Raw genomic sequence first — 18,002 nt, forward strand, 5'->3', positions numbered from 1 at the left:
CACGAACAACAAGGATCGTGAGCAAACAATCAAACGAGAACCAAAATCAACAACGCATCACGCAAGAAAGCGTGCAACGGTCGCGCTGCCATGACGCGGATGCAATCGGGATCCTTGGGTCGCAAACTGACCGCGTCGACGCCAACGTCGATTCATGATCAATGGAGACCAGCAACCACGAAAGGCTGGTCAATTGCTCCACCACCGAAACCAAACTTACCCCCGACTCACCAGCCGAACCGACATAGTCCCGGGGCGGAATCGGTAAACCATCGTGGGTTCCATCGTCATCGCAACGATGTGAAGGAAGCACCAAATGCCAATGGGCTTCGTCCGGCTCGAGACACTGAAGTTGCGACTCGGAATGCAACTGGCCCAAGTGGTTTTCCAAAGCCTGAGGAGCTTCGATGCAATCATGGCGGTGCATCATCGGCACCGGCAACGGAAGCAACATCAAGCATCCCAACCACACCAAACAAACACGCGCGGTCAAGCGGCTTTGAAATTTCGGGTGTGGTAAACTGGCAAACATAGCGATTGATTTTAGTCCAACCCAAAATGAACGAAAAGTCCGATGTCCAGCAATTGGCAAATTTGAGCTGGTCAATTCGCTCCACGCCATTGGCTCGCCCACCGTCGACAATTTCGGGCTTGCACGAACAACGAGATGACGAGGCAGCATCCTCCTTTGCACCGAAAGCAATTTCATGAGCCGACTGGTCTATCTGGGTTTTGCGATTTGCTGCGTTGTTGTGGCCGCCGCTTTATGGACGAAGATGCCATCCAAGACGACGGTTTCCGACATCGAAATCCTGGAACAAACCTCGAACTTTGTCTTAGTCCGACACCAAGAAGAAACGGGCAAAATGTACCGTTCCTTTTTCGACGACTTCTCGGAGCCTCAGTTCCGAAACTGGTTTGGCGAAGACCGCTGGACAACAATCGATACTCTCTCGCCCGCCTCACCGTCGCTGGAAGCCTACGTCAGTCTGCGTCGAAAGATCTTTTCGGGCGAAAGCGATTTCTTGGACAACCGGATCGAGTCAGCGAACGGGATCGCAAAATTCACAGCGGTCGCGCCAACCGAATCGATGGTGACATCGAAGTCCATGTTGGAAAACAATCGACTTTGGTTCGTTGAAGGCGACGACCTTTGGTTCCGAGGCAGATACAAACTTCAATCCGGTGTCCCATTCACGATCGCCGACTTCCAAGAACGTGGACGGTACAACAGCCCCGGTCCAAGGATCACGATTTGGGATCAAAAGTATCTTGGCTATGAACTCAAATCAGGTTGGAAACCCAAGCTGCGTCAGTCCAAGGTGGAAGTACCAATCGGTGAGTGGTTCTTCTTAACAGTGCACCTCGTTTTGGATCATAAAAATGGACAAGTGCAAATCTGGCAGAACGATCAACTTTTGATCGACGAAGAGATTGCAACTTTGCCCGCATCGGACTCCTTGCTCAATGCCTTGGAAGTTGGAATCACCGCAACCGATCATGCGGCGGAAGTCTGGATTGACGAAGTTCAGATTTCTCACGAGCCCATCGAAATCAAAACGAGTCCCACGACGCAAACGAATTGAAGCGTCCTAAACGCTAAACCTGTCAAACACCACGTCCCTCATCGGCTGACGGGAACGTAGGCGAAGCCATCCGACTGCAAGTTGACGACGGCAGTCAAAGCTGAAACCGCCGTGTCGACAAACACGACCACTTCATCCGGTTTTGCTCCCGATGCAATCAACGATTGGCCACACACATACAAATCCACTCCGGCCTCGTGCAATTGATGCATCAGTTCCAGGTTCGGGTTGGTCTCTGTGCCAAACTTCGCCGCGTAGGCGTCGGAGTTCAGTACAGCCAACGTCGCTCCACCATGGAGGACCACCGCAATTTGAACTTCCGTCGGAAGTTCACCCGCACCCGCGTAGATGTTCAGATACTTCGCAACTTTCTCCAGCCCGGGATTGAGTTTGCCGGGCTCGGCACTGCTGGTTAAATCCACCAACAACTTCGCCCCAACCTTCGGTTGTTGAACCGCGTGGGGCAGTCTCACGACCTTTCCAACACCGTCGATCACCGGTGTGGTTGCTTCAAACGTCTGCTTTTCATCACCCGCTGCGTCGCTGGACTTCTCGGGGACCGGATGATTCTTCATGGCTTCGGCGAATCCCCGCTCGACAAAACCAGAAACAGCTTTCGCGTGAGCTTGAATCAACTTCACCACGTAGGCGTCGTCGGAGGTTTCTGTCACACGAACACCTTTGTCGGTGTTCTCGTGAACCATTTTGATCTTGTCAGTGTGACGAAAGATCTCCACAAACAACGGATCTCGCATGCGAATCGGATTGGTCTCTTCGATCCGATATTCCATCCACTCGACGTGCTCCTGAATCGCCTCAGCAATCTTCGGATCATCCGATTCGGTCACCGTTTCGACGCCGGCAGGCAACTCTTTGACCGTTCGCCGAATCGCTTCATGGTTTTGAAGCAGGAACTGAAACACTTCATGATCAGCATCGTGCCGGTCATCATGGACAACCTGTTCGGCCGTCGGTCCGTTTCCTCCCGCTCCATTGTCTTCCACCCCATGTCGCTGGCCGTTCCTCATCCCACGGCCTCGACCAAAGCCCCGACCACCTTCTGGTCCACGTCCGGCTCGCGGCCCACGGCCAAATCCTGACCCTCGCTGGACTTCTGACTGAGCATCCCTGGAATTCTCTTGCGCGAACCCTGGCAGGCCCACTAGGAACGACAAACACCCAAACGTCATCAAGCCAATCATTCGGTTCATTGAATCGTTCCTATTTCAAAGTTCGTGCCGGAAAAAACATCTCAGTCAAAAGCCAACAGCAGCCTATTCGTCTGAATTCGCGGGCATGTGCTTCGCGATGTAGGCGGGTTCGCCCATTCGTTCCAGCAAGTCCAATTGCAGCTCCAACCAACCGGCGTGACCTTCTTCATCCACGGCAATGCGTTCGAACAACTGGCGAGTCCCGATGTCTCGGTCTTCGCTCGCTTGAATCGATGCGGTGGTGTAGAAGTCGATGGCTTCTTGCTCATCCGCCAAGTCAGATTCGAACATCTCTTTGAGAGTCCTTGCCTGAACAGGCGTTTTCTGCATCGTCAAGTTGGGATTTCCTTTCAAGAACAAGATTCGGTTCAAGAAGTCTTCCGAGTGCCCCAATTCCTCGTGCAATTCTTCACGCATTTTGGAAGCCAACAGGCCCATGCCCCAATCGTCCAGCACGCAAGCGTGCAACTGGTATTGGTGCGTTGCCGTCAATTCCATGGCCAACGCTTTTTGCAAGTTCTCAATCGTTTGCGTTTTACTCATCGTTTGACTCCTGATGTCTCAAAAAATGTGAATCGTATTGCCGTGCCGATCGCGTCGGCCACGGATGTCATATGACCAAATGGCCTTCTCATCAACCAACCGGGGTTCATCGCTGATGGTCGATCTACTCAGCTCGACAGAGCCACCGTCTCTTTCTGCTTCGGCAAATCCGCTTGTACCCAAGCCTTGTAGCCGCCCTCCATGTTGATGACGTCTTTCACGCCATTCGCTTGAAGAACGCTGGCCGCAATCGATGATCGGGCACCGCTCAAGCAATGGACGACGACCGTTTTGTCCTTGGGCAGTTCACTCAAACGACTTGGCAAGCGACCAAGGAAGTGGTGGCTGGCATTTTGAATGTGCCCCTCGTTCCACTCTTCGTTCGATCGAACATCAACCAGCGTCACTTGGCCCGATTCGATGCGAGGCAGCAACTCGGCCGGTTTGGCCGTCGAGTAGACCTCATTAGCTTGACCTGACGACCGCACGCGATCCGCATCAAAAGCACCGACGATCTCTTCGACACCAATTTTGTGAAGCACGCGAGCGGCTTCTTCCAGCTGTTCTGGCTTGCAGATCAAGTACGTCGGTTTGTCATAGTCGACCAACCAACCCGCCCAAGTCGCTAGCATCCCAATCGGAATGTTGATCGCCCCCGGCACATGCCCTTTCGCAAATTCGGAAGAGGGTGCTAAATCGACGACGGTCCCTGATTTCAAAGCACCATGTAGTTCTGCTAGCTCGAGCATCTGATGATGGTGCCCTTCACCCAACACTCGAGGGCCTTCTTTGTTGACGCGTTTCATAACCGCAAAGTACTTCGGTGCCTCCGGTTGATCGGCGAGGATGTAACGAACGAAGGATTCCTCGTCGTTGTATTGCAGTGCGGGATTATTGAGTTTCTCGTAACCAACCGTCGACGAGGGAATCGCCCCCAGTCCTTTCCCACAGGCACTGCCTGCTCCGTGAGCTGGCCAAACTTGCAGGTGATCCGGCAAGGCTCGAAACCGCTTCATCGATGCAAACAGATCCCTTGCTCCTGGCTCGGATGTTCCGGCAATCCCGGCTGCCTCTTCCAGCAAATCGGGGCGACCGATGGAACCAACGAAGACGAAGTCGCCTGTAAAAATCCCCATCGGACTGGTGGCTCCACCGCCTTGGTCAGTCAAAACAAACGACAAACTCTCAGGGGTGTGACCAGGCGTGTGCATCACGTCGAACTTGATCTTACCAATCGAAAACGAATCGCCATCGTGAAGCAATTGATTGGCGTATCCGTCGAGGTACAGATACTTCCACTCCGCGGGTCCTTCATCGGAGACGTACAGTTTGGCCCCCAGGCGATCAGCAAGCTCCCGAGCACCGGATACATAATCCGCATGAATATGTGTCTCCGCGACAGCCGTGATTTTGAGACCTTCCCGCTCCGCTAACGCCAAATAGCCGGCGATGTCGCGACCTGGATCGATCACGATGGCTTCGCGGGCACGCTGGCATCCGACCAGATAGGACGCGTGAGCGAGTTTGTCATCATAGAAATACTTGAGCAACATGATTGTCTCCTCTCGAAAGTGACTGTGAGCTACAAAACCGTGGATTTAACAAGAACGAACGTCGCGACCAACACAACCGCGATTGAGAAAACTTTCTGAAGCGTGGGACCTTCCAAACGTTTCGCAACGATCCCGCCCAACCACATCCCCACGAATCCGCCCGTCGTGAACAACAACGCAGTTGAGATGGAAAGTTCATTACCACTGAGCAGATGAGAAGCGACTCCAGAGACGCTGACCAAGACAATGACAAACAACGACGTCCCGACCGCTCGGTGAATCGCCATGCCGCTGAACAAGACCAATGCGGGCACGATGACAAACCCTCCACCGACACCAAACAAACCTGAAAGCACTCCCGTCATCAGTCCCACCAGAACGAGCAACCGTGCACACCTCGATGTCAAACGAAGTGTGCCATCTTCGTCACGCTGACAGGCACTGCGGTCGCGTCCCGTGCTGGTTTCGCTGTTGCACACGCCGCTGGCAATGCTTGGATCTTTTGTTTTGGCCCACATTCGGTACGCAACAACAAGCATCAACACCGCGAACATCAACAACAACGCCGTCTCCGGCACCAACGACGACAAATACGATCCGATCGGGGCACCCACCATTCCAGCAACCGCGAATAACAACCCGGTCCGCAATTCCACTTCGCCATGAATCAATCTTGGGACCGCACCAAACAGCGCGGTACCACCAACCGATGCCAATGAGATCCCAACGGCTTCACGTGGCGCGATCGACATGCCATAGACCAACAAGGGCACCGCAAAAACCCCGCCGCCCCCGCCGGTAAGCCCGAGAGCAAAACCGACGACGCAGCCGAACAAGATTGCTAGACCGAACATGACCCTGAATCTCCGCATCGATTCCAGGGCATCTTGGAAAGCATCATGCCCATCCCGCACGTATCAGTGATTCCGGCAAACATTAAACCGGCACCGATGAAGGCAGACAGCCCGATAAAGTAGGGATGAACGAAGAAGCCCAGGACCGCACCCAGCAACGCCAGAAACCCCGCCAAGATCCGAACCTGACGTTCGAGTGACATTGCCTTCTGACCTCGGACGACCGGCAACCCAGCGGACACCCATGCGTTGGTCCCACCATCCACGTTCACAACATTCTGCACGCCCGCCTGCATGAACTTCTGCACGGCTTTGCTCGATCGATTTCCACTCTTGCAAATGACATAGATCGGCTCGCCGCTTCCGCTTTGCATGCTCTGCGCCACCGCCTTTGGATCCAATGAATCCAGAGGAACACTGACCGCCCCGGAGGCATGCACTTCGCGATACTCCGTTGGCATCCGAACATCGACCAAATCGACGCTGGTGCTGTTCTGCTTTTGGGCGAGTTCTTGAACTGTGATTGACTGCATGAGAAGACTCCGTTGTAGGATCGCACCACAAAAAGATCGAAACCTCGAGATGCGACGATATGTCAAGTTAAAAAAAGGACGACCATTCGTCCCGTCAATTTGTATTGCTTCTAAGACGCCTGGAAACGTCCTTCGATGCAGGCCATCAGTTGCTCCAAATGAGACTCAGCGACTTGATAATACACTTTGCGTCCGTCTCGCTCGCTGGTCAGAAAGCCACAACGCTGCAACAACCGCAAATGGTCCGAGCCAACGTTGTTCTGGATCTCGCAATCCGAAGCCAGTTCGCCAACCGTGTATCGACCGTGCAACAACATCTGAACGATTCGCAAACGAACCGGATGAGCGAGGACCTTCAAACATTCCGCGGCTTGTGCAAAGTCACTCACCGTGCCGGGCGGTTTTGACGGAAGCTCGTTCCTGGGTTTTGATTTACTGTTCAACTTTGTTCTCCCCTGTTTCTTACTTACTCAAACATATCGTCACATCACGAGGTGTCAACCATTCAATCTTGAGATTTTCCCAACAACGATGGCTTCAGCAACAAATCCATCGCGAGACCTGGGCCCACGTGCCCGGAAACTCCCGTTTTTCAAGCCACAAGACGCTTCACCGACGGTCAATGTATTTGGGGTTTCCCCACATTTCCGCGACCGATTCTGCAATCATTCGTGCCTCTGAACCTGACACTTTCGAAACAGCAATCTGAAACCTGAATTGGCCATGGCCCAGCAATCATCCAAGAGCGAACTGCCCGACCACCACTGCCCAGTTTGTGGCAGCAAGCAACGCGTGTTCCTTCGCTATCCCTGGTATATCTGCAAGGAGTGCGTGGCTCTGGCGGAAGACGGTGATGGCCGCCGATTGAACTTTGGAAACGTGAGCTTTTCAGGCGGTTTTTGCTTTGGCTACGTGGACGAGCCTGACACCGCGTCCAGGGTATGCGGCTCCGTGGTATGTCTGATCCATCACCGCCCGGTGTACGTGACCGAAGCCCGCTTTGGTGGCATCGTTGCTCAACCGTTGATGTCATCGCGCACCGAAGGAATGCACCTCTACGACAACGTTGATTTGACGCGACGTACCACTTCGTAACATCAACCCTGTCTTCCAATAGAATCATCGCGATGAAAGCAGACAAACGACTTGTGTCGACGAGCAAATTCCTGAGTCTCGTCCTCCGACACCAACCCGATGTCATCGGCATGTCGCTGGACGAGCAAGGCTGGCTCGAAATTGATGGACTGATTGAAAATGCAAACACGCGCGGCAAGAAGCTGACGTTGGATTTGATTCACGAAGTGGTCGCGACCAACGATAAAAAACGTTTTGTCCTGAGCGACGACGGTCTTCGCATCCGCGCCAGCCAAGGACATTCTGTTTCTGGAGTGAACCTGAACCTGACCGCCGCAAGTCCACCCGAGACGCTATACCACGGAACGGTGGATGCATTCCTTCCACGCATCCGTGAACAAGGATTGCAAAAGCGATCTCGAAACCACGTTCACCTTTCCGCCGACCAAGCCACGGCAACCAATGTTGGTTCCCGACGTGGCAAACCCAGACTCCTTCTCATCGCCGCACAGCGAATGCAGCAAGCAGGCCACGCTTTCTATCTCTCTGAGAATGAAGTCTGGTTGGTCGATTCAGTTCCACCGGCCTACCTCACTTTCCCAACGTGATCCGCTGTTTGATTTTCAAACTCGACTGACCGGAACACACCGTTTCATCCAGGAGCAGCTTTCTTGAACCGCGAATCCATTGTCGGCTGCATGCTGGGCACTGCCGTCGGTGACGCTCTTGGACTACCTTACGAAGGCTTGCCTCCCGATCGAGCCGCACGGCTTCTCGGCCAGCCAACAAGGCATCGCTTTTTCTTTGGCCACGGGATGATTTCCGATGACACGGAGCACACCTGCATGGTGGCTCAATCATTGATGGAATCTCCATCCGACGTCGATCAATTTACAAAAACCTTCGCATGGCGTTTGCGATGGTGGATCTTGGGATTTCCCGCGGGAGTCGGCAAAGCAACCGCTCGATCCGGCATCAAACTTTGGTTGGGTGCGAAACCACAAACCGCAGGCGTGTTTTCCGCTGGCAACGGCCCGGCGATGCGCGCACCCATCTTTGGTGCGGCGATCGACAATCTTCCGTTGATGCTGGACTTCGTTCGTGCTTCATCGCGACTGACTCATTCCGATCCAAAAGCCGAACAGGGTGCGATCGCGGTCGCACTTGCCGCCCGGCATGCTCGAACCTCTTCCACGATCGATGCCAATCTCTGGTTCAACGACGTCGCTAGGGCGATCAACGACGAGCAATCAGAGTTACTGAATCGAATACGAGCCGCGATCGCCAGCGTTGGGTCAGGAGAGTCAACGCGAGACTTTGCCGATTCACAGGGACTTTCGCGAGGCGTGACCGGCTACACCCTTCACACGGTTCCGGTCGCCATTCACGCTTGGCTCTGCAGCCCAAACGACTACCGACAATCGGTCACCTCGATCATCAACTGCGGCGGCGATGCTGACACCACCGCCGCGATTGTTGGCGGAATCGTCGGTGCCGGAGTGGGACGCGATGGCATTCCACAGGAATGGCTAGACGGTATCCGAGACTGGCCGCGTAGCTTCACGTGGATCGAACAACTCGCTCAAGAACTCGCTGACACTTTGCTGCCGCAGGCACTCGTAACAACATCTAACAAGGCACCTCGGATCAATCCAATCGGAGTCGTCCTTCGCAATCTCGCGTTCCTTGCCATCGTTCTCTTCCACGGCTTTCGCCGACTCGCGCCGCCATACTGATCCACTAACGCGAACTACCCATCGGCCGGCGGGCACTCATTCACCTTGATTGCGTTCAAGGCAATGTAGTCATTCCATTGCTCCGGTACGTCGTCCTCGCCAAAGATGGCTTCGGTGGGGCATTCGGGAATGCATGCTTCGCAATCAACGCAGTCGTCGGGATTGATGTAAACCATCCGCTCGTCTTCGTGAAAGCACTCCGCCGGGCACACGGCCAAGCAAGCTTTGTCTTTGCAGCCGATGCACGGTTCTGTCACCACCATCGCCATCTTGGGTCCCTCTCAAAAGAACGAGGTTCGTATCATTCAACTTGGTCCACAGCGGCCAAACCATGAGACGTCTATCAATGGGACACGAATGCTAGACAATGGTTCGCCGTTACGACCAAGACAAATGCCTGTTTGCGATCAAGCGAATCGGTCTTGCCGACCAAACACGCTGGAGTAAACGAGCCGACCATTCGCGAAGTGACCTGGAAACGTTTTCTGTAGACTCTGCAAGAAGAACACGTCGTCAGGCATTCCTTCAAAACAGTGTTGAACGCCAAAATCCAAACTCGGTTGAAAGCCAAACCGAGTGTAAAACTCCGGGTGCCCAGCCACCGCCAGAAAAGACTCTCCAGCCGCTTCCGCTCGCTCAATGATCACGCGAACAAGTTGCGAAGCAACGCCTTGCCGCTGAAACGACGGCATCACCGCCATCGGACCAATCGCCAAGCTGCACGTCTCACGCTGGTCAGAACGAACGACGACTGACAATGCAATGCTGATTGCAGTCTGCCAAAGCATCATGATCAGGAACGCAAACCTCCAAACTGGTCACGTTGCTAAAATTGCACCGACGTTCACGGTGCCGTCCATCGTCTCACCTGTTTCCAGTATGAGATCCCCTTCGCAACGTCAGCCAATGAGATCACTTCATGCCAGCCGAGAACACCCTTGCGAAACTCAATCAGTACGTCCGCTGGGGATCCATCGCGGTCATCCTGGTCGGCATGCTAGTCATCATCCGCACGCTCCCTTTTGACCTCGTCACATCGGCGATGAATGAATGGATCGGCAGCTTGGGATGGCGGGGGCCGGTGGTTCTGGTGTTGCTGTACATCGTCGCGACAGTTCTGTTCGTGCCGGGCACCATTTTGACTCTCGCCGCCGGAGCGATCTTTGGATTGGTCATTGGCACCATCGTGGTTTCGATTGGCTCGACCGTCGGTGCCGCATTGGCGTTCTTGATATCGCGTTATGTCGCTCGGGAAAAAGTCGCCGAACTTGCCAAAGACAATCGTCGCTTCGCCGCGATCGATCGGGCCATCGAAGAAGGCGGATGGAAGATCGTTGGGTTGCTGCGGTTGTCGCCAGCCTTGCCATTCAACTTGCAGAACTACCTGTACGGCCTGACTCCGGTTCGCTTCTGGCCGTACGTTCTCACCAGTTGGTTGGCGATGCTGCCCGCAACATTCCTCTACGTGTATCTTGGGCACATCACCGGAGAAGCAGTGAGCGCGGATCGCGAACGCACCACCGCGGAATGGGCGATGCTGGCGGTGGGATTGCTGGCAACCATCGCGGTCACCGTCTATGTCACGCGACTGGCCAGCCAAAAGTTGGATGAACAAGTCGACCAAGATGAACGCGAGGATGCTGACACATCGAATCAATCCGGTTCAGTGGCGACTCCCAACACGCGTCGCACGGTGCTTCTGGCCGCGACTGCCGTGACATTTGCCTTGATTGCCGGTTATGCCTCGATGAACTCCGATCGCATTGAAAGAACGGTCACCAGTTGGCTTGGGCAACCGACGGTCGACGCGAGCGAAACAGGTTCGTTCAATCCGAGCGGCCCAAACATCGATCACTCGCTGCCGAATCGGCACCCGAGATAGTTCGATTGGATCGAACGGCAATCACTCTCTTCGACGCTTTCTACTTTCTGGCCACCTCATGAACGCTCTGCTTCCCCACGACGAACACAACCAACAACTTGAAGCGAACGTTCACCCGACCGATTGGACCAATCCAAGTCCGAAACAACCGTATCACTTGGTTGTCATTGGTGCCGGCACAGCGGGCTTGGTCACCGCGGCGGGAGCCGCTGGGCTGGGAGCCCGAGTCGCCCTCATTGAACGTGACTTAATGGGCGGTGATTGCCTAAACGTTGGATGCGTACCGTCCAAAGGAGTCATCAGTGCGGCTCGAGTGGCCGCAACCATCAAGAACGCGTCGGACTTTTCTGTCCACGTACCGAGCGGAACCGAGATCGATTTCGGCGGGGTCATGAGTCGCATGCGGGAACTCCGCGCAAAGATCAGCAAAAACGACTCCGCCAAACGTTTCCAGGACTTGGGCGTCGACGTCTACTTTGGGCAAGCCAGCTTCACGGGCTCGCAAACAATCGATGTTCAAGGGACCGAACTTGCGTTCAAACGAGCGGTGATCGCAACCGGAGCGAGAGCGGCGGCTCCACCGATCAAAGGCTTGGATCAAGTCGACTACCTGACCAACGAAACCGTTTTCTCTCTGACAAAACTTCCAAAGCGAATAGGCATCATTGGTGCCGGCCCGATCGGCTGCGAAATGGCTCAAACGTTTGCCCAGCTAGGATCGGAAGTCTTCCTGATTGAGTCCCAGCATGGAATTCTCCCCAAAGAAGATCGCGAAGCCGCTGATATCGTTCAAAAAGCGATGTTGGCGGATGGCGTGCAACTGCTTTGCTGCGGGCACGATCTCGAAATCAAAAACGATGATGGGATCCGTTTGACGGTCGACTCACATGGCCAGCACTACGACCAACCGGTCGATCAATTGCTCGTCGCCGTGGGACGGGCACCGAACGTGGAGAAGCTCAACCTCGAAGCCGTCGGCGTGAAATTCGACAAGAACGGTGTGGAGGTCAACGACAACCTTCAAACCACCAACCCCAACATTTTCGCGGCGGGTGACGTTGCATCCAAGTATCAATTCACTCATGTGGCAGACTTCTTGGCACGCATCGTGATCCAAAACTCGCTTTTCGCGATCGGACCGTTCGGTAAGAAGAAGGCAAGCGACTTGATCATCCCTTGGGCAACCTACACCAGCCCCGAGATTGCTCATGTCGGCATGCACGAACAAGACGCCAAGGACGCCGGCATCGATATCGACACGTACATCCAACACTTCGACGAAGTTGATCGGGCGATCCTCGAGGGCGAAGAAGAGGGATTCGTCAGGATTCACACGAAAAAGGGCACTGACAAAATCATTGGCGCAACGATCGTCGCCAAAAACGCCGGCGACATGATCTCGGAAATCACCGTTGCAATGAACAACAACGTGGGGCTGGGTGCGATCGCCAACTCGATCCACCCCTATCCAACACAAGCCGAGGCGATCCGCAAACTTGGCGATCAATACAACCGCACTCGCCTGACTGCTTTCAACAAGACCATGTTGAACGCATTGATGCGATGGAACGTCGGTCGCTGACCAGCCCCACTGCGATTGCCCACAAATGCGCTAACCAAAGCCATGCACCAACCCGAACTGCGGACACCCGCAATCACAAGGGCAGTCAGATTCACATTGGCCGCCGACAAATTAGCGTTCTCACGGCGAGTCAATCAGTGAACGGTTATTTTAGCGAAATTGTTCACTTTATTTTCTTGACAACCCCCAAAACCAGGTTGATAAACGCAATCAATCGGGTGAGTTGTGAGCAAAGGACTGCCTCACGTCGCGTTTGCAGACGTTCGGCAAGATGCCGAACGCTCGCCCATTTCGGACGCGGAGTTCGAATTAAGTGCGCAAAAAAATGTTCGGGAAGGAGACCTCCCATGCTTGTACTGACGAGAAAAGTGAAACAAGAATTCTCATTCGTGAATCTTGGAATCACGATTGAAATTTTGCGAGTTAGTGGGAAAAAGGTGCAGGTCGGAGTCGTTGCCCCCGAACATGTTCGAGTGTTGCGAAGCGAGTTGTTACGAGACGACGCTGACGCGCGGATTCACGAAGCCGCTCAAGAACAACGGCATACATTCCGGAACAAGTTGAACACGGTTTCGCTGGCCATGTCGATCCTTCAGGCGCACCTTCAAGCGGGTCGAATTGAAGAAGCGGAGCAGTCTCTCAACACCACCTTGAGCCAGCTCTCCGACCTGGACGGGTTCGTAGGCACCTTCGAACCCGTCAGCGACGAGCCAGCACCAACCAAGCGAAAACGGAGAGCTTTGGTAGTGGAGGATAACGCGCAGGAACGTGAACTGCTGGCAGAATACCTCCGAGTTCATGGCTTCGATGTCAGCGTCGCTGAAGACGGTGAACAAGCACTTGACCACCTTGCCCAACACCATGCCCCCGATGTGGTCCTGCTGGACATGAACATGCCAAAGATGAATGGCTCCAACACCGCAAAAGCCATACGCTGCGACCCGAGATTCCAAGAGCTGAAACTTTTCGTCATCAGTGGCAGCGAACCTGCACAGACAGACGAAGAAGCGAACCTTCCATACGACCAATGGTTTTCCAAACCGATTCGACCGCAAGAGTTTGTGCTCGAACTCGAGACTCAGCTCGGATCAGCTTGCTGACCCGTCAAACTCCGTTTCCGCCCATTCAGGAAGCAACTTTCTAACGAATGCCTCAGTGCCAATGCGTTCTAACTAAAAGTAACCAATGAAAGAGTCAGTTCCTGGAATTGCCATGCCTTCCAAAGTGGTCGGCATTGGTGCGTCGGCCGGCGGCCTTCAATCCCTGGAAGCTCTCTTTGACGAACTGAACTCTGAAACCGGACTGGCAATCATTGTCATCCAGCATCTGTCGCCGGACTTCGACAGCATGATGGATCAACTTCTTTCTCGACATTCAGACATGCCGGTCTGTTTGATCCAAGACGGGATGTACGTCGAACCCAATCACATTTACCTGTTGCCACCCGGCCAGCATGTGATCATCTCAAACCGCCGGCTTCTGCTCGCGGAAAGAGCCAAAGGACAAAACCTCTCGTTTCAAATTGACGAATTCCTGCGCACGCTTGCTCAGGACGCTGGCCCCGATTCGGTTGGCATCATTCTGTCGGGCACCGGAACGGATGGCAGCCGAGGTGTCTGCGACATCGCGGCCGCTGGAGGGATGGTGATCGTCGAATCAATCGAGACAGCGGCATTTGATGGAATGCCTCGCAGTGCTTACGAGACCGGTGTCGCTGATTTGGTACTCAGTCCACCCGAGATCGCGAAAGCGTTGCACCGAATTGCGGGCGACGACCCCACGATCCTCAGTGGCCTTGCCGCGAGAGAAACGCTGGATCCCGGTCAATACTTGGAGTCGCCGAACCGGCTTATCTTTGGATTGCTGCACAACACATTCAACATTGACTTCGCGCAATACAAAACTGAGATATTCAGCCGGCACATCGAACGCAGATTGAGGCTGGCCCAAAAAGACAGCATTCACGATTACATCGAGCTCCTTCGAACAGACACGGACGAACTCAATCAGCTCTATTCAGACATGCTGATTGGGCCCACCGACTTCTTTCGAGACAGCAAAGCGTTCGACCGGTTGGAACTGGATGTGTTCCCACAACTCGTCGACGACCTCAACCCACAAGAGGACTTTCGATGCTGGGTTGCGGGAACAGCAACCGGCGAAGAAGCCTACACGCTGGCGATTCAACTGGCAGAAGAGTTCGATCGTCGCGGCATCGAGAAACGAATTCGCATTTTCGCCTCCGATGTACACGACCCGTCCCTGCTGAAAGCGGGCCGCGGCGTCTTCACTCATGACAGGCTGGCTTCCATCACACCAGAGCGTCGCGAGAAATACTTTATTGAGCGACAAGATGGATTCCACGTCACACCCGAAATTCGGAAGTTGGTGGTTTTCACTCCACACAACGTCATTCGTGACGCACCGTTCACAAGATTGGACCTGATCTCGTGTCGCAACCTCCTCGTTTATCTCACGCCCGCCACGCAACAACGCGTGCTGTCTCTTTTTCACTTTGGCCTGAAAACGGGAGGTGTCGTTTGCCTCGGCAACAGCGAATCGCTTGGGGATCTGCGAAAAGAATTCCAACCGCTTGATGAATCGCTTCGGATCTATCGAAAACATCGCGAGATCAGCTCAGCGGCGCCGACCGGTGCGGCTGTGCGACGTCCCTGGCCCACAAATCCGCCTGCGGGTTCGGAGGTCGCCCGAGAAAGAACGGCGACACGACAGCTTCTCAAAACCTACGACAAGCTGCTTGAGAAATTCCTATCTCCCGCCATTCTGATCAACGCGCAAAAAGAAATCCTTCACGTATTTGGCGGTGCGGGAGCCTACCTTTCCTATGGCGACGGACGCCCCCACAACCACCTTCTGAACGTCATCCTGCCCGAACTGCGTTCCGCACTCTCGATTGCTCTGGTGCAACTGAACCGAGATGGCAACCCGGTGGCGATCGAGCAGATTCGGTGCAGCTTGGACGGCCAAGAACGTTTCGTCAAACTCACGGTCGACAAATTCACGGTTGGCGACGACCAAGACGGCACCGCACTCGTCCAAATCGAAACGCAATCACTGAAAGAAGACCGGAAAGAAATTGATGTTCTGACGGCTGAGCAAGTGATTGCCGTTGAATACCTTGAACGCGAGCTTCAGTTCACCCAAAGCCACCTGCAATCAACGATCGAAGAACATCAATCCACCAACGAAGAACTGCAATCAACTAACGAACAACTGACAGCCTCCAACGAGGAACTTCAAAGCACCAACGAAGAACTGCATTCGGTCAACGAAGAACTCTACACCGTCAACGCGGAACACCAACGCAAGATCGACGAGTTAACGGAACTGAACGATGACATCGACAATCTCTTGACGACAACCAACGTGCACACGTTGTTCCTCGATTCACGTTTGAGGTTACGAAGGTTCACGCCACGCATTGCGGAACTTTTCAATCTAATTCCTCAGGACATCGGTCGCCCGATCAACGCATTCACGCACCGCCTGCAGGATCCATTCCTCACCGAGAGCATCAAAGAAGTCATTCAAACAGAACAGTTTGTCCAGCGCGAAATCAAAGACGAAAACGGGCAATGGTACTTGCTCCGAATCTTCCCCTACCTTTCGCGTGGGACCGTCGAAGGGGCCGTCGTCACGCTAGTTGATGTCACGATGCTGCAAGCCGCCACCGAAGCCTTGCAAAAGAGCGAAGAACGCTTTGATCTCGCAGTCCGAGGCAGCAATGCCGGCATCTGGGACTGGAAAGATGTCACAAAGGAGGCCATCTGGTGCTCTCGCCGAATGTACGCGCTATTGGGTCGAACGCCGACAGATGAGATGACCGTCTCATTGTGGGAGGAACTGATTCACCCGGATGACCACGCTCGAGTGATGGCGGCACTCAACAGCCACCTGGAAAGCAACACACCGTTCGACATCGAATACCGTATGGAATACGGAGCCACCAACGAATACCGGTGGTTCCACATGCGAGGTTCCGCGGAACGCAAATCCGGACGCAGCGAAACACGAATGGCCGGATCATTCGAAGACGTCACCCAGCGTCGCGAGGCGCAACAGGAGGTCAAACAAGGCGTGGCAAGACGCGATCAATTCCTTGCCATGCTATCGCACGAACTCCGCAATCCATTGGGTGCGGTGACGAACGCCATCGCGATCATGTCTTCCGAAGAAACCAAACCAGACGGGACCAATCGTGCACTTGGCGTTGTCAAAAGACAACTTGGCCAAATGTCACGTTTGCTCGATGACCTGCTTGATGTTTCGCGCATCACCCATGGAAAAATTGAGCTTCGCAAGCAGCAAACTGACCTGACAAAGATGATCGAACAGGCGATCATCACCACGCAGAGCCGCGCCGACGCTGCCAAGTTGGAACTAACCGTCGCCTTGCCATCCACACCACTGATCGTTGACGGTGACCCAGCACGCCTGGAACAAGTCACCATGAATCTTCTTACCAACGCGGTGAAATACACGGCACCTGGTGGGCAAATACGACTTGATCTATACCACGATGGAAAGAACGTCTACCTGGAGGTGCAAGACACCGGGGCGGGAATTAGCAGGGACAAGCTGAATGAAATCTTCTCGCTTTTCTATCAATCCGATGAAACACTCGACCGTTCCAACGGTGGGATGGGCGTCGGACTGACTCTCGTCAAAGCGGTGGTGGAACTGCACAACGGAACCGTCACCGCCAAGAGCGATGGGATTGGATTCGGCAGCACCTTCACCGTCTCGCTTCCGCTTTCCCGCCACGAAGTCATTGATGCAACTGAGGAACCGCAAAACCATGCCTCCGAATTGCAATCGGTCGTGCTCGTGGAAGACATCGACGACGCTCGAGAGATGCTGTCGGGATTGCTGGAACTTCGCGGTCTGAATGTTTACGAAGCCAGCGACGGAGCAGCAGGGTGGGACAAAATCCGTGAGATCAATCCGCATGCCGCGATCATCGATATCGGTTTGCCTGTCATGGACGGGCACGAACTTGCCAAACGCATCCGATCCGATCCAGCTCACTCCTCGATCAAGTTGGTTGCACTCACTGGGTATGGGCAAGACAAAGATCGCGAGGCAGTTCGTGAATCCGGTTTCGACCTACACCTAGTGAAACCACTCGACCCGGAAAAACTCGATCAGATTTTGACAGAGCTTTCCGAGATGCCACCTCGCTCAAATCCTGCATGCGAGGTGACATGAGGCAAAGCCGAAGTGCGCTTCGGAACGGCCGAACCAAGCCAGTCCGCTGAATCCTGCCAAGCGTAGCATTGCGCAAGAATTGCGCATCTGTTTCAGGAATGAAGTGCAGGCAACTCGCGATCCAGCGTGAGAGCAACGAAAGACACGACCACCGCCCAATCTCGCGTCTGCAACAATCCCTTGCGTCCGCCCGCAATTAGCAGCAAAATGCCACTGTTC

At 54.2% G+C, this 18,002-nt stretch carries 17 protein-coding genes; 8 read left to right on the forward strand and 9 right to left on the reverse strand.

What is annotated here, in order from left to right; translation table 11 throughout:
• Positions 1–46 precede the first annotated feature (46 nt).
• Complete coding sequence (locus RE6C_RS13855) at positions 47–454, reverse strand: hypothetical protein (protein ID WP_233215379.1); 408 nt, start codon at positions 452–454, stop codon at positions 47–49.
• 253 nt (positions 455–707) lie between these two features.
• Between RE6C_RS13855 and RE6C_RS13860 the strand changes: the two genes are divergently transcribed.
• Positions 708–1,586, forward strand: a complete 879-nt coding sequence (locus RE6C_RS13860) for a polysaccharide lyase family protein (RefSeq protein WP_008657463.1) — start codon at positions 708–710, stop codon at positions 1,584–1,586.
• A gap of 38 nt (positions 1,587–1,624) precedes the next feature.
• On the opposite strand, the gene RE6C_RS13865 is transcribed toward RE6C_RS13860, so the two are convergent.
• The 6 genes from RE6C_RS13865 to RE6C_RS13890 all read right to left on the reverse strand — a co-directional run bounded on the left by RE6C_RS13865 (position 1,625) and on the right by RE6C_RS13890 (position 6,723).
• Positions 1,625–2,797 (reverse strand): DsrE family protein, encoded by a 1,173-nt coding sequence (locus tag RE6C_RS13865; protein ID WP_008657466.1) that lies wholly within the window; start codon positions 2,795–2,797, stop codon positions 1,625–1,627.
• A 63-nt stretch (positions 2,798–2,860) separates the two neighbouring features.
• Complete coding sequence (locus RE6C_RS13870) at positions 2,861–3,340, reverse strand: bacterioferritin (RefSeq protein ID WP_008657467.1); 480 nt, start codon at positions 3,338–3,340, stop codon at positions 2,861–2,863.
• Between the two features lie 128 nt (positions 3,341–3,468).
• On the reverse strand, positions 3,469–4,893 hold the full coding sequence (locus tag RE6C_RS13875; protein ID WP_008657468.1) for an MBL fold metallo-hydrolase: 1,425 nt from the start codon (positions 4,891–4,893) through the stop codon (positions 3,469–3,471).
• A 29-nt stretch (positions 4,894–4,922) separates the two neighbouring features.
• Positions 4,923–5,747, reverse strand: coding sequence for a sulfite exporter TauE/SafE family protein (locus RE6C_RS13880; protein ID WP_008657469.1), 825 nt, complete (start codon positions 5,745–5,747; stop codon positions 4,923–4,925).
• Positions 5,735–6,280 carry a rhodanese-like domain-containing protein gene (locus RE6C_RS13885; RefSeq protein WP_008657470.1) on the reverse strand — a complete coding sequence of 182 codons (546 nt, stop codon included), beginning with the start codon at positions 6,278–6,280 and terminating at the stop codon, positions 5,735–5,737. Before RE6C_RS13885 ends, RE6C_RS13880 begins: the two co-directional genes overlap by 13 nt.
• A 110-nt stretch (positions 6,281–6,390) precedes the next feature.
• Positions 6,391–6,723 (reverse strand): ArsR/SmtB family transcription factor, encoded by a 333-nt coding sequence (locus RE6C_RS13890; protein WP_039962002.1) that lies wholly within the window; start codon positions 6,721–6,723, stop codon positions 6,391–6,393.
• Positions 6,724–7,003: 280 nt separating this feature from the next.
• Here RE6C_RS13890 and RE6C_RS13895 point away from each other — a divergent pair, with 280 nt between their 5' ends.
• The 3 genes from RE6C_RS13895 to RE6C_RS13905 all read left to right on the forward strand — a co-directional run bounded on the left by RE6C_RS13895 (position 7,004) and on the right by RE6C_RS13905 (position 9,090).
• Complete coding sequence (locus RE6C_RS13895; RefSeq protein ID WP_008657473.1) at positions 7,004–7,375, forward strand: hypothetical protein; 372 nt, start codon at positions 7,004–7,006, stop codon at positions 7,373–7,375.
• Positions 7,376–7,407: 32 nt separating this feature from the next.
• Entirely contained in the window at positions 7,408–7,962 is a 555-nt protein-coding gene (locus RE6C_RS13900; protein WP_008657475.1) for an RNA 2'-phosphotransferase, read from the forward strand.
• 63 nt (positions 7,963–8,025) lie between these two features.
• A complete protein-coding gene (locus tag RE6C_RS13905; RefSeq protein ID WP_008657476.1) occupies positions 8,026–9,090 on the forward strand; it encodes an ADP-ribosylglycohydrolase family protein in 1,065 nt (354 codons plus the stop codon).
• Positions 9,091–9,104: 14 nt separating this feature from the next.
• On the opposite strand, the gene RE6C_RS13910 is transcribed toward RE6C_RS13905, so the two are convergent.
• The gene (locus RE6C_RS13910) at positions 9,105–9,359 is read right to left on the reverse strand and encodes a ferredoxin family protein (protein ID WP_008657477.1); all 255 of its coding nucleotides are present in this window, start codon (positions 9,357–9,359) and stop codon (positions 9,105–9,107) included.
• A gap of 138 nt (positions 9,360–9,497) precedes the next feature.
• Complete coding sequence (locus RE6C_RS13915) at positions 9,498–9,881, reverse strand: GNAT family N-acetyltransferase (RefSeq protein ID WP_008657478.1); 384 nt, start codon at positions 9,879–9,881, stop codon at positions 9,498–9,500.
• Between the two features lie 128 nt (positions 9,882–10,009).
• Between RE6C_RS13915 and RE6C_RS13920 the strand changes: the two genes are divergently transcribed.
• The 4 genes from RE6C_RS13920 (at position 10,010) to RE6C_RS13935 (ending at position 17,783) form a co-directional block, all read left to right on the forward strand.
• Positions 10,010–10,972 (forward strand): TVP38/TMEM64 family protein, encoded by a 963-nt coding sequence (locus RE6C_RS13920; RefSeq protein WP_008657479.1) that lies wholly within the window; start codon positions 10,010–10,012, stop codon positions 10,970–10,972.
• A gap of 58 nt (positions 10,973–11,030) precedes the next feature.
• A complete protein-coding gene (locus RE6C_RS13925) occupies positions 11,031–12,554 on the forward strand; it encodes a mercuric reductase (RefSeq protein WP_008657480.1) in 1,524 nt (507 codons plus the stop codon).
• Positions 12,555–12,901: 347 nt separating this feature from the next.
• Complete coding sequence (locus RE6C_RS13930; RefSeq protein WP_081605646.1) at positions 12,902–13,654, forward strand: response regulator; 753 nt, start codon at positions 12,902–12,904, stop codon at positions 13,652–13,654.
• A 112-nt stretch (positions 13,655–13,766) separates the two neighbouring features.
• Positions 13,767–17,783, forward strand: coding sequence for a chemotaxis protein CheB (locus RE6C_RS13935; RefSeq protein WP_236618196.1), 4,017 nt, complete (start codon positions 13,767–13,769; stop codon positions 17,781–17,783).
• Positions 17,784–18,002: the final 219 nt, after the last annotated feature.

The sequence above is a fragment of the Rhodopirellula europaea 6C genome (assembly GCF_000338295.1).
Classification (GTDB): domain Bacteria; phylum Planctomycetota; class Planctomycetia; order Pirellulales; family Pirellulaceae; genus Rhodopirellula; species Rhodopirellula europaea.